General features: G+C 31.2%; 10 protein-coding genes and 3 pseudogenes. 11 read left to right on the top strand and 2 right to left on the bottom strand.

From position 1 onward, the window contains the following. Positions 1-37: 37 nt before the first annotated feature. The 6 genes and pseudogenes from ACZ49Z_RS07995 to ACZ49Z_RS07970 all read left to right on the top strand — a co-directional run bounded on the left by ACZ49Z_RS07995 (position 38) and on the right by ACZ49Z_RS07970 (position 6,336). Positions 38-1,816 carry a tetratricopeptide repeat protein gene (locus ACZ49Z_RS07995; protein WP_464307645.1) on the top strand — a complete coding sequence of 593 codons (1,779 nt, stop codon included), beginning with the start codon at positions 38-40 and terminating at the stop codon, positions 1,814-1,816. Positions 1,817-1,869: 53 nt separating this feature from the next. Continuing rightward, entirely contained in the window at positions 1,870-2,196 is a 327-nt protein-coding gene (locus ACZ49Z_RS07990) for a DUF4286 family protein (RefSeq protein ID WP_464307644.1), read from the top strand. 196 nt (positions 2,197-2,392) lie between these two features. Further along, positions 2,393-3,169: a 16S rRNA (adenine(1518)-N(6)/adenine(1519)-N(6))-dimethyltransferase RsmA gene (gene rsmA / locus ACZ49Z_RS07985; RefSeq protein ID WP_464307643.1), complete on the top strand. Its 777-nt coding sequence runs from the start codon at positions 2,393-2,395 to the stop codon at positions 3,167-3,169. Then, positions 3,159-4,511: a magnesium transporter gene (gene mgtE / locus ACZ49Z_RS07980; RefSeq protein ID WP_464307642.1), complete on the top strand. Its 1,353-nt coding sequence runs from the start codon at positions 3,159-3,161 to the stop codon at positions 4,509-4,511. Before rsmA ends, mgtE begins: the two co-directional genes overlap by 11 nt. A gap of 308 nt (positions 4,512-4,819) precedes the next feature. Next, positions 4,820-5,836, top strand: a pseudogene (locus ACZ49Z_RS07975) (RHS repeat domain-containing protein); the annotation flags it as partial. A 2-nt stretch (positions 5,837-5,838) separates the two neighbouring features. Next, on the top strand, positions 5,839-6,336 hold the full coding sequence (locus ACZ49Z_RS07970; RefSeq protein WP_464307641.1) for a hypothetical protein: 498 nt from the start codon (positions 5,839-5,841) through the stop codon (positions 6,334-6,336). A 165-nt stretch (positions 6,337-6,501) separates the two neighbouring features. On the opposite strand, the pseudogene ACZ49Z_RS07965 reads toward ACZ49Z_RS07970, so the two are convergent. Then, positions 6,502-6,705, bottom strand: a pseudogene (locus ACZ49Z_RS07965) (IS110 family transposase); the annotation flags it as partial. A gap of 183 nt (positions 6,706-6,888) precedes the next feature. Here ACZ49Z_RS07965 and ACZ49Z_RS07960 point away from each other — a divergent pair. The 3 genes and pseudogenes from ACZ49Z_RS07960 to ACZ49Z_RS07950 all read left to right on the top strand — a co-directional run. Next, a pseudogene (locus tag ACZ49Z_RS07960) lies at positions 6,889-7,836 on the top strand (2-hydroxyacid dehydrogenase); the annotation flags it as partial. A 437-nt stretch (positions 7,837-8,273) separates the two neighbouring features. Continuing rightward, positions 8,274-8,654, top strand: a complete 381-nt coding sequence (locus ACZ49Z_RS07955) for a DUF4234 domain-containing protein (RefSeq protein ID WP_464307640.1) — start codon at positions 8,274-8,276, stop codon at positions 8,652-8,654. 127 nt (positions 8,655-8,781) lie between these two features. Then, positions 8,782-9,093, top strand: coding sequence for a DUF2752 domain-containing protein (locus ACZ49Z_RS07950; RefSeq protein ID WP_464307639.1), 312 nt, complete (start codon positions 8,782-8,784; stop codon positions 9,091-9,093). Between the two features lie 49 nt (positions 9,094-9,142). Here the strand turns inward: ACZ49Z_RS07950 and ACZ49Z_RS07945 are convergent, their stop codons facing one another. Beyond that, complete coding sequence (locus tag ACZ49Z_RS07945) at positions 9,143-10,939, bottom strand: GNAT family N-acyltransferase (protein ID WP_464307638.1); 1,797 nt, start codon at positions 10,937-10,939, stop codon at positions 9,143-9,145. Between the two features lie 169 nt (positions 10,940-11,108). Between ACZ49Z_RS07945 and ACZ49Z_RS07940 the strand changes: the two genes are divergently transcribed. Then, positions 11,109-11,870 carry an exodeoxyribonuclease III gene (locus tag ACZ49Z_RS07940; RefSeq protein ID WP_464307637.1) on the top strand — a complete coding sequence of 254 codons (762 nt, stop codon included), beginning with the start codon at positions 11,109-11,111 and terminating at the stop codon, positions 11,868-11,870. A 54-nt stretch (positions 11,871-11,924) separates the two neighbouring features. After that, a complete protein-coding gene (locus ACZ49Z_RS07935) occupies positions 11,925-12,890 on the top strand; it encodes an OmpA family protein (protein WP_464307636.1) in 966 nt (321 codons plus the stop codon). Positions 12,891-13,057: the final 167 nt, after the last annotated feature.

Raw genomic sequence — 13,057 nt, 5'->3', positions numbered from 1 at the left:
TGTGTTACTTTAGTACATTATTTGTTTCTAAATGAAGATGAAAAAATATTTAACATTATTATTCTCGTTTTTCTGCCTACTTGCTTTTTCTCAAAATGAGCAATTAGCAATGGATTATTATGAAAAAGGAGAGTTTGAAAAAGCACTCACTTTGTTAGAACAAATCGCATCAAAGCAACCTTCAAATTATTTCTATTTTCAAAAAGTAATAGATTGTTATCAACAATTGCAACAGTTTGATAAAGTGGAAAAAGCAATTGAAGAACGAAAGGGAAGTTATTATCGTCCATTGCTTTTCGTGGATTTAGGCTATAATTATCACCTTCAAAACCAAGAAGAGAATGCCAAAAAACAATTTGAGTTAGCTATAAAAGCTATTGAAGAACAACCTAATTATGCCTATCAAATTGGTGATAGTTTTGAAAAAAAAGTTCTTGTTGATTGGGCTTTGAAAGCCTATGAAACAGGAACGAAAAGCAACCCAAGCCTTAATTTTGATTACCAAATTGCTTTGCTACAAGGACAATTGGGAAATATTGAATTAATGACCGATAAATTACTCGATTTTGCTTATCAAAGACAAGAAAACACGCCTATTGTTAAAAATTATTTAACACGATTTATTAGTGATGAAGCGAATGAAACATTTTTGACTTATTTAAAAAAAGCGTTATTAATTAGAACACAAAAAAATCAAGATATTTATTGGAATCAGTTTTTGAGTTGGCTATATGTTCAACAAAAAGAATTTGGGAAAGCTTTTATTCAAGAAAGGGCAATCTATAAAAGAAATCCAGAAAGCTTTGATAATATTATTGCATTGGCAAACCTTGCTATAGATGATAAACAAAATGAAGATGCAATTTTAATATTAGACTTTATCATTGCTAATGCAACCGATTTAGAATGGAAAGTTACAGCACATACACTTTTAATGAAAATTAAAGTAGCGCAAGCCCAAAAAGAAGATTATCCTAAAATAAGAGAAGAGCTCAATGAATTATTAACGCAATTTAATTTCAATCCTTATACTTTAGATTTAATCAAACTTGCGGCTCATTTTGATGCTTTTTATTGTAACGATACAAAGGCAGCTGTTGTATTGTTAAACAAAGTATTAGAGCTTCCTTTTGATTCTAGAGAAAAGGCAAAATTCAAAATGGAATTGGCAGACATTTTGGTTTATGATGAAAAGTTTAATCAAGCAATATTGTATTATGCTCAAGTGGAAGATAATATGAAGAACGATGTTTTAGCACATGATGCAAGTATGAAAATGGCGAAAGCGAACTATTATAAACAAGATTTTGATTGGACATTGCAACAAGTAAAAGTGCTAAAACAATCCTCTAGCTTGTTAATAGCAAATGATGCTGTTGAATTGTTTTTACTTATTAAAGATAACTCCTACGAGGATAGCACAAGAGTTGCGCTTACCGCATTTTCAAAAGCTGATTTGTTATTGTATCAAAATAAGGAATTTGAAGCACTACAAGCCTTTCTTAAAATTCTAGAGCTAAACAAGGGTAATAGCATTGAAGATGAAACATTATTAAAAATTGCTACCATATATTCAAGACAAAAAGAATATCACAAAGCATTAGAATATTATAAATCTATTTTAGACAATCACTCAGACGGTATTTATGTTGATGAAGCACTATTTTTTTCTGCTGAAATTTATAGAAGAGAATTGAATGATAACGAAAGTGCCAAACCACTTTATGAAAAAATGATATTTGAACATTCAGATAGTATTTATTTCATTGAAGCAAGAAAACAGTTCAGAATACTAAGGGGAGATAGCACTTCATAATTTTATATTCTAAAAAACAATATCTAATTCTATTAAAAATAAATTATACAAAGATGATTATATATAACGTTACTATAAATATTGACGAAAGCGTACATGACCAATGGTTACAATGGATGAGAAACAAACATATAGATGATGTTTTATCTACTGGTTTATTCACTAGTGCTAGAATGGTAAAAGTGCTAATTGACGAAGAAATGGGAGGTCAAACCTATTCTGTTCAATACTTCACAGATTCAAGACAAAAATTAGAAGATTATTATAAAAACCATGCTTCAAGACTAAGAAATGAAGGATTAAGCCTTTTTGCAGATAAAATGGTAGCTTTCAGAACAGAGTTGGAAGTAATGAGTGAACATTACGGAAAAGAAAATTAATTCTTAAATTTGCAACCTAAACAAGACTATACTTAATTATAATTAAGGAAAATTAGATGTGCTATTAAAACCATAATATACGCAATTCTTGTTTTTAAAGAAAACGAAAAATTGCAATAGGTTCTACCAAACAACACTATCAATACATAAGTAGAAATATTTCCAAGATCTTTTTAAGGAAATTAAAGCAAAAAAAATGTCAGTAAAAGCAAAAAAACACCTAGGCCAGCACTTCCTTACAGATGAAAATATTGCCAAAAGCATAGCAGATACTTTATCATTAAACGGATATCAAAAGGTATTGGAAATTGGCCCAGGAATGGGTGTTTTAACAAAATACCTTCTTGAAAAGCCTATTGAAACATTTGTAGTCGAAATTGACACAGAGTCTGTGGCCTATTTAGAAGAAAATTACAAAAAGCTAGAGCATCATATTATTTCTAAAGACTTTTTAAAATATAATTTAAATGAAATCTTTAATAATGATCAATTTGCTATAATCGGAAATTATCCTTATAATATATCAACGCAAATAGTTTTTAAAACACTTGAAATGCGAAACCAAATCCCAGAATTTTCTGGAATGTTTCAAAAAGAAGTAGCACAACGCATTTGCGAAAAGAAAGGAAGTAAAGTATACGGAATACTTTCTGTACTTACACAAGCATTCTATGAAGCTGAATATTTATTCACGGTTGACGAACATGTTTTTGATCCACCTCCAAAAGTAAAATCTGGAGTATTAAGATTAACTAGAAAGGAAAACTATCAATTGCCTTGCGATGAAAAATTATTCTTTTCCGTTGTAAAACAAGCCTTCAATCAGAGGAGAAAAACAATGCGAAACAGTTTGAAAAGCATGATTCAATCCGATACTTTAAAAGAAGACAATATTTTCAACCTTCGCCCAGAACAACTATCAGTAGAACAATTCATAGAACTAACTCAAAAAATAGCAGCCGATGGAGTTTAAAATCAGTAAAGAACTTTTAGAAAAATTAGAATTTCTTATTCAAGAAGATAAGGAACAGGAAGTCTTAGAACTACTAGAAGAAGTACACTTTGCTGATATAGCCGAAGTCATGGGTGAAATGGAAACCCATGAAGCTATTTATATTTTTAACACATTAGACTCTGAAAAAACAGCAGAAATTCTTCTAGAATTAGATGAAGAAGTAAGGGTGAAAATTCTAAGGTCACTATCTGCCAAAGAAATTGCAGAAGAGATTGATGAGCTTAGTACAGATGATGCTGCCGATATTATTGCGGAACTGCCTCAATCTCGTAAAGAAGAAGTAATTTCTGAACTAGAAGATGTAGAACACGCTAAAGACATTGTGGAACTATTACGCTACGATGAAGACTCTGCAGGTGGGTTAATGGGTAAAGAACTCGTAAAAGTAAATGAAAACTGGAACGTATTAACTTGCGTAAAAGAAATGCGTGCCCAAGCTGAAAATGTAACAAGAGTGCACTCTATATATGTAGTTGATGATGAAAATAGACTAAAAGGAAGACTTTCTTTAAAAGACCTATTAACAACATCAACCAAAACGCCAATTAGAGACGTATATATTCCAAAAGTAGATTCTGTAAAAGTAGATGCCGAAAATGTAGAAGTAGCAAGAATAATGCAGAAATATGATTTGGAAGCCATTCCTGTAGTTGATGAATTAGGAAGATTAGTTGGTCGAATAACAATTGATGATGTTGTAGATGTAATAAAAGAAGAAGCTGACAAAGATTATCAATTAGCAGCAGGTATCTCTCAAGACGTAGAAGCAGACGATAGTGTTATAGAGTTAACAAAAGCAAGATTACCTTGGTTAGTGTTAGCGTTATTTGGAGGATTTATTTCTGTAAGAGTGTTAGGTATCTATGAGCCCGCCATGAAAATTCATCCCGAGTTATTCTTTTTCACACCTTTAATTGCCGCTATGGCAGGAAATGTTGGAGTACAATCTTCAGCCATTATCGTTCAAGGTTTAGCAAATGATGCACTTTCCGGTTCGTTAGTTCATCGATTGTTAAAAGAACTCTCGTTAAGTTTGTTAAATGGAACCATATTAGCATTATTACTTATAATGGGAAGCCACTTCCTTTTAAATATAGATACAAATACAGGAATTATAGTATCATTAGCTTTACTATCTGTTATTATCATGGCATCACTTGTTGGAACATTCATACCTATCGTTCTAGATAAATATGGAATAGATCCTGCACTTGCAACAGGTCCATTTATAACAACTAGTAATGATATTATGGGGATCATCATCTTTTTTTCCATTGCAAAAATCTTTTTAGGATTTTAAAATAAAAATTCAAAAAGTGGTGTCGTTCAAAAAAACAATTTAAACGACACCACTTTTCGCAAAAAACACAAACCCCACAAACCCAAACAACTTTCAAATCACAAAAAAAGGACTAAAGAAAAGCAGACTACTTAAAAAAATCCCTATATTTGAGATAACAAAACGTTCTTAAAAATAGCCTAAAAAAACACCAAAAAAGAGTGCCAAAAATGTCAAAAAGTGCCGAAAAGTGCATTTTTTTGAGGTTTTAGACAGCTGTTAAGTATTGTAAATAATATCAGTATAGCAATTTTGACTACTATCCTTTTGGTCAGTTACTGCCTAATAGGCATGGTAGTAGCAATAGCTACCGCTACGGGTTTAATGGGAAGGAAAAAGATGATGAGTTGAAGGGTATTGGGAATAGTTATGATTTTGGAGCGAGGATGTATGATAACAGAATAGGGAGATGGTTTGCTAGAGACCCTAAAGAAAGTAAATACCCATACGAATCTACATATGCATTTGTAGGAAATTCACCGCTCATATATGTTGACCCTGATGGAAAAGAAAAAATAGTCGTAACAGGTGGAGAGTTTGATGGGGATAGATATAAGTATAATTTTATTGAGCCTTCAATCAAGCAATTAAAGGATTATAAAGCAAAAGCGGGGACTGAACAAGTTACTTGGGCAATAATGAATGTAGGATACAGTGAAGAAGATATTGTAAAGTTCAAAAGTACAGCACAAGAATTAGGAGTTAATTTAGTACTAATCAATTCTGATAAGGAACTTACAAGTTATTTAAATCAAAAAGAAACAGAAACTGGAATTAAAGAAACCATTATTGATGGAGAAAAAGTAAAATACAAAGACAGTCCTTCATTAGTTTCTTTAGAAAGAATGGCAGATAAAATTACAGACGTATCAATTTTTGCACATGGATTAAAAGGAAAATTAGCTTTTGGTTATCATCAAGAAGAATTTGCTAAATTTGAATATGGAATAGATGATGTTAAAGATTTGAGTTTTGTTGCATTTAATAAATGTACTTTTGATATTTTTACTTGTAATTCTGCAACTCCTGTAGATGGTAGTAATAGTTTGTGGAGTTCTTTTGCAGGAGAACTTGCATCAAATACCGCAACTAAAGTAAATGGTTATTTTGGAAAATCAGAATATGCTTTTATAAATAAAGGTGAATCATTTAGTGATAAAGTTAAACGTAAATTAAATGGGTTTAACCCGTCAGGTAGTGAAAATTTACCTAGTGCTGGAAATCAAGACAAGCCAAATAACAATAAAAAGTCTGTTAAATATTCTTTTGATAAAACAAGAAATTGATTATGAAATTTAAAACAATAATTATCTCCATTTACTTACTCACATTTCTATATTCTTGTTCTAAAAAAATAGACACAAATGAATTAAATAATGGTTTTTATTTTTCTAAAGTGAATACATCTAATTATAATAATAAAAGAGAAATCTTATTTAATCAAAATAGTAAAGAAGATAATTTTCAGACTATAAAATTAATATTAGCTAAATCTGATTTTGAAGTAAATAATAATTTTAAGATTGCTTTTTATTTAGATGATTACCTAGTTTTTTATGGTGATTTCTCAAACGAAATACCTCTTCAAATTCCTAAAAACAAGATAAACAAAACTGTTCACCCTCGAATTGAAATTTTAGACGTTGATAAGTTATATATTTTTGAAAATAAAAATTCTTTTGTTTGGAAATCAGAATATAATTTTTTGTTTTTTGTTATTTCAAATAATATGGAAGTTGAAAAACAAATATTTTTTTTCCCTCAAAATGAATATATGATTGATTAATACCCAGATAGCTATGGTTTTACCAAAAAAAAAAATGTTAAAATTTTCAGTTATTTTTTGCGAATAATTCAATAACTTTATGTTGGAAAAACACAAATAAGTCTTGCGAAGGGGAAGAAGTTTTTTACTTCTTTCCTTTCAAAAGAAAATTTATTTGTTTCTTTTTTAAGCTACTTTTCTTTCATATAGTTTATTATCTCTTATACAAGCACAAACTCTATGGATTAGCTTATTTCTAATATTGTTTATTACTAACATTTTGTTTTTTCCTTCAGCTACTTTTCTTTCAAAGTAGTCTTTCAACTCTCCTTTTGCAGTGATAGAAGAAAGTGCACACATATGCAATTGTTTTTTAAGTGTTTTATTAGCTCTCCGAAGAGTTCTAAATAAAACTTGCACGCTCTACGAGGTCTCCTGACCTCGTAGTACAATATAAAAAGACAAAGCCACTTAGTCATTGCGAGAAGCAATCAAGTGGCTTTTGTTGTTTAAAAAGGAGAAACATTTTCATCAACCATGAATAATAATTACCTTTAAACTTTTATTATTAAAATGGAAACAAATCAAATTAAAATACTACACATAGACAGTAATCATCCTTTATTATGGAACCAACTTGAAGCAGTAGGGTTTCAGAATGAAGCAGATTATAGTTCGTCAAAAGAAGGTATAGAAGCTAAAATACACGAATATCATGGTATTGTTATTCGGAGTCGTTTTAAAATAGACAAAATGTTTCTCGACAAAGCAACACAGCTTCAGTTCATTGCAAGAGTGGGTGCTGGACTTGAAAGCATTGATTGCAATTATGCCGAAAGCAAAAACGTAAAACTCATTGCTGCACCAGAAGGCAATCGCAACGCAGTGGGCGAACATGCTTTAGGTATGCTTTTGTCACTATTCAATAATTTAAACAAAGCCAATGCAGAAGTAAGACAAGGGCAATGGAATAGAGAAGCGAATCGTGGTCATGAACTCGATGGAAAAACGGTTGGAATTATAGGCTATGGAAACATGGGGAAAGCTTTTGCAAAAAAGTTAAAAGGTTTTGATGTTGAAGTCCTTTGTTTTGACATTCAAGAAGGAGTGGCAGATAGTAACGCAAAACAAGTGTCTTTAGATGAATTGCAACAAAAAGTAGATGTGCTAAGTTTGCACACACCATGGACACCTTTAACCGATAAAATGGTAAACGCTTCCTTTATAGATGGTTTTAAAAAACCATTTTGGTTGCTCAATACAGCTAGAGGAAAAAGTGTAGTAACAGCCGATTTAGTAAGAGCATTGCAATCTGGCAAAATATTAGGAGCAGGATTAGATGTGTTAGAATATGAAAAGTTATCGTTTGAACACCTTTTTGATGAAGAGTCTAAAAATGAAGATTTTGAATATTTAAGACAAGCAAATAATGTATTGTTAACACCACATGTTGCAGGATGGACATTTGAAAGTCATGAAAAATTGGCGCAAACAATTGTAGATAAAATCAAGGCAATCTATATTGAGTCGCAACCAGAAATCAAAGAAGACATTCGCGTGACAGGTTTTGGTGGACTATTTTTCAAAGCCGAAAACCCAATTGCGCTTAAAGACTGGTATAGAAAACATTTAGGTCTAAATACCGACGATTATGGTTGTACTTTTTGGTGGAATGATAAAAAAGGAAACGATTGTAGCACACAATGGAGTGTTTTTAAAAATGACACAAACTACTTTGAACCTTCGGAAAAACAGTTCATGCAGAACTTTAGAGTGCAAGATTTAGAAGGCTTATTGAAAAAAATTACAGCAGAAGGTGTAACAATTATAGGTGAAATGCAGTCTTATGAATACGGAAAGTTTGCTTGGGTGTTGGATCTAGAAGGAAATAAAATTGAACTTTGGGAACCCATCGATAGTGCTTTCAAATAGAAAACAAATAAACTAAATTATAAAGAATGGAAACAGCAAAAATTGAAAAATGGAATAGACCAAATAATATTCCAGAATTTAAAGTAGATCCAATTGTGGTATTATTATTAAGCTTTGTAACCTGTGGACTGTATTTGATCTATTGGAATATAAAAGTAGCCGAAGTAATCAATGCTGTTACCAATAAAGAATTAATATCAACACCAATTGCTGTGTTTTCAGGTTGTTGTTTACCCGTAAATATCTATTTCTACTATATTTTAGGGAAAGAAGGGATGCCTTCTGTTTATAAAATTACTGGAGAAATTGAAAAAGATCAATCTACATTGTTAATTGTTTTAGGTTTATGTTTTCCTTTCGCAGCTGCAATGATTGTTCAAGGTGATATAAACAGGCTGTACAATTAATACTTTTGTAAAAAATAGAATATATGGAATAATCGGAGCAGTTTTGACTCTGGTTATTCCTTTTTTTATTGGCCTAAACAACCCTGAGAATTCCCTTGAAGAAAAGCAATCCTTTTGTCCGTTGAAAATGGCAACTGGCTTTCCGTGCCCTTCATGTGGAATTACAAAATCTTTAGTATATTCTTATAAAGGTAATTTTGAAAAGGCAATAGGTTTTCATGCTTATGGCCCTTTAGTAATTGTTTTTTGCCTGTTTATAATTGTTGTATTTTCGTTAGAATTAAAAACAAAAAAAAGTTATTTTAAATCATATTTCTACAACAAAAAAATCGCTTATTTTTTAGCCATTACTCTAATGATGTACCACACAGTGCGACTTATTCATTTTGTAAAAGATCACTCTTGGGAAGAAATAAAGAAAGAGTCAATTTGGGAATGAATATTAAAACTGAAGCAAAAAAAAGACTCAATATGAGTCTTTTACTATTTTAACAACTTTTTTCTTTTCGTTCTAGTTCTGCCTGAAACTCTTCCATAACTGGTTTTACTGTGCTTTCTGGTAAATCAGCTATACGAATATACATTAACCCATCAATTGCATTGTTAAACAATGGATCAACGTTAAAAGCGACAACACGTGCATTTTGCTTGATATATTTTTTAATCAGAACAGGTAAGCGTAAATTACCAGGTTCAATTTCATCAATAATCTTATCAAACTTGTTTAAATCGGCTTCTGTTTCATTGAATACAAAATCTTTATCGGCATCTTTAAGTTTTACTTTAAACTCTTTCTTAGGATGAATATATTGTGCGATATAAGGGTCATAGTAATGCGATTTCATAAACTCAATCATCAAAGATTTAGAAAAATCAGAAAATTGATTACTAATACTCACTCCGCCAATTAGAAATTTATGCTCTGGATAACGCAAAGTGGTGTGAACAATTCCCTTCCAAAGTAGGAATAAAGGCATAGGTTTCAACTGATACTCACTAATAATAAATGCACGCCCCATTTCTATAGATTTGTTCAACATATCGAACAATTCAGGTTCAAAACGGAACAAATCATGCAAATAAAATCCTTCAATTCCATGTTTTGGATAAATATGAGAACCTAGTCCCATTCTGTAAGCACCTGCAATCATTTGAGCTTCTTCGTCCCATAAAAACATGTGATGATAATAAGTGTCATACTTATCTAAATCGATAGATTCATTGGTTCCTTCTCCAACTTCTCTAAAGGTAATCTCCCTTAAACGACCAATCTCATGAAGAATATTAGGTATTTTGTCTGCAGTTACAAGGAAAACTTCATAGTTTTTACTTTGTAATAAGCGACAATCGTCTTCTCTTAAAGAATAAACTTCTTCTAAAATCTGATCATGATTAGCAGGTTTTACAATCTGCTTTGGACTTCTAGGGATTTTTAACGAAGGAGTTGTAATTAGTTTGCTTTCTTTTTCAAAAGCATTTGAAAGCATGTATGTTTTTTTTCTTAAAAACTCACCATAAGTTTCTGTAGTAGTATATTCATTTTGTTCTGCAACAGAAATTGGCTTCCCAATACGCACTTTAATCACTCTGTTCTTTTGAGATAGTAATTCACTGGGCAGCTTTGCAGTTCTCAAAGTCCCGTTTAGTTTAGATAAGAAATAGAAAAGCTTACTATTCTTAGCATGAAAATAAATTGGAACAACTGGAACACTAGCCTTCTTAATAATTTTTATTGCTCCTTCTTCCCAAGGTTTGTCAACAACAATTTTACCATCTTTATAAGTAGAAACTTCTCCTGCAGGAAACATTCCTAAAGGCTTTCCGTCAGATAAATGACGAAGCGTTTCTTTAATGCCAATTACACTAGACTTTGCATCCTTATGATCTTCAAAAGGATTTACAGGCATTATATAAGGCTTCATTGGTTCAATTCTATGCAACAAGAAATTGGCAATAATTTTAAAATCAGGTTCTTTTTCAAGCATCAATTTTAAAAGTAAAATACCATCAATACCTCCTAGAGGATGATTTGAAATGGTTATATAGGCACCTTCTTTAGGTAACCTTTTTAAATCTTCCTCTGGAATCTCAAATTTAATTTGAAATTCATCTAATATAGCATTTAAAAAATCTAACTTCTCTAAATGTTTGTTTCTATCATAAATTTTGTTGAGAGTAGATATTTTGAGAACTTTCATCAGTAACCATCCTGAAAAAGTTCCTAGAAAACCGTATTTATCAGCATTTATAGCCTTGGCTACTTCTTTGGCGTTTACTAATCCCATTTATATCTTTTTTGAGCGAAAAGCAAAGATAACAATTCTTGTGGATTATGTAAAAAAAACTAACTGATTGACAAAAAAAACTATTTTGAATAGAATGTTAATGTCTTATGAAATTGTTTTAATATGCAATAGCTTTTTAGTACTTTTGGTTTCTATTAAAAAAAAGGAAATGAAAATAATTTCATATAATGTAAACGGGATAAGAGCCGCAATAACTAAAGGATTTTTAGATTGGTTACAACAAGCAAATCCAGATGTTATTTGTTTGCAAGAAATAAAAGCCAATGAAGATCAAATCCCTAGAATAGAAATTGAAGCCGCAGGGTATCCTTATCAATATTATTTTTCAGCGACAAAAAAAGGATATAGTGGTGTTGCTATTTTGTCTAAAATTGAACCAAAAAATATTGTTTTTGGTACAGGAATAGAACATATGGATTTTGAAGGTAGAAATGTAAGAGTAGATTTCGATTCGGTTTCAATAATGAGTTTGTATTTGCCTTCGGGAACAAACATTGAAAGACTAGAACATAAGTTTTTGTTCATGGACGATTTTCGTAATTATATAGACAACTTGAAAAAAGAAATCCCTAATCTTGTTATTTGTGGCGATTATAACATATGTCATGAAGCTATAGATATTCACGATCCAATTCGCAATGCAAAAGTTTCTGGTTTTTTACCAGAAGAAAGAGCTTGGCTTGACAGTTTTATGAATAGTGGTTTTATTGATACTTTTCGTCATTTGAATAAAGAACCACACAATTATAGTTGGTGGAGCTACAGAGCCAATGCAAGAAATAACAATAAAGGTTGGAGAATAGATTATTGTTTGGCGGCAGAGCCATTAAGAAATAAAATTCAGAGAGCCTATATTTTACCTGAAGCAAAGCATTCTGACCATTGTCCCGTTGTGGTTGAAATTGATTAAATTTTTAAAAAAAACTAACCTATTAAAAAGAGAATATAATAACAATTTATAATTATGATAAAAAAAGCTGCCCTTGCCATGATTGTTTTAGGACTAACAACATCATGTGTTTCTAAAAAAATCTATCAAGATTTAGAAAGTAAATATGCCGATTTAAAAAAAGAACGCAATGCACTTGCAGATGAAAAAGAAAATTTAGCAACAGCTAAAAACCAATTAGAATTAGACAAGAACAGTTTGCAAACCGAATTAAACAAAGTAAAAGCAGAGAGAGACAAACTAGCTGCAGAATACGCAGCAACTAAGAAAAGTTTAGATAACTTAAATGCTTCATATAGCGCTTTAGAAAAAAACAGCAACGATGCATTAGAAAGCAATATGAAGAAAAACCGTGAATTGTTAGCAGAATTAGAAGCCAAGCAAAAAGCATTAACAGCAGAACAAGAAAGATTAGACAAACTTAAAGCCGATTTAGAAAAATCATCTACTCGTTTGGCAGAATTAGAAAAAATGATGGCAGACAAAGATGCTGCCATGAGAAAACTAAAAGAATCTTTATCTAAAGCGTTAAATGCCTTTGAAGGAAAAGGACTAACTGTAGAGCAAAGAAACGGAAAAGTATATGTTTCTATGGAAAATAAATTATTATTTGAATCTGGAAGTTGGACAGTAGGCTCTGAAGGGAAAAAAGCAGTGAAAGCATTGGGAGATGTTTTAGGACAAAACCCTGAGATTTCAGTACTAATTGAAGGCCATACAGATAACGATAAGATAGTAGGAAGTATTGGTGGAGGAGTTGAAAGCAACTGGGATTTATCTACTAAAAGAGCAACTGCCATTGTTACAATTTTGTCTGAAAACAAAGCGATAGATAAGAAAAATTTAACCGCAGCAGGAAGAGGTGAATTTGCTCCAATTGGTTCAAATGACACAACAGAAGGAAAAGCTAAAAACAGAAGAATTGAAATTATTTTAACACCTAAGCTAGATGAAATTTCTAAACTAATGAATGAGTTGTAGAGAAAAGGCATAAACTTAAAAAAGAGAGTTTTGAATTTATTCAGAGCTCTTTTTTTTATCCACGAGTCGTTCAAAAAAACAATTTAAACGACACCACTTTTCGCAAAAAAAAAACACAAACCCCACAAACCCAAACAACTTTCAAATCACAAAAAAAGGACTAAAGA

This window comes from Flavobacterium sp. KY-23415 (genome assembly GCF_055384985.1).
The sequence above is the reverse complement of the archived record's forward strand: the minus strand, read 5'-3'. Positions and strand labels throughout refer to the sequence as shown.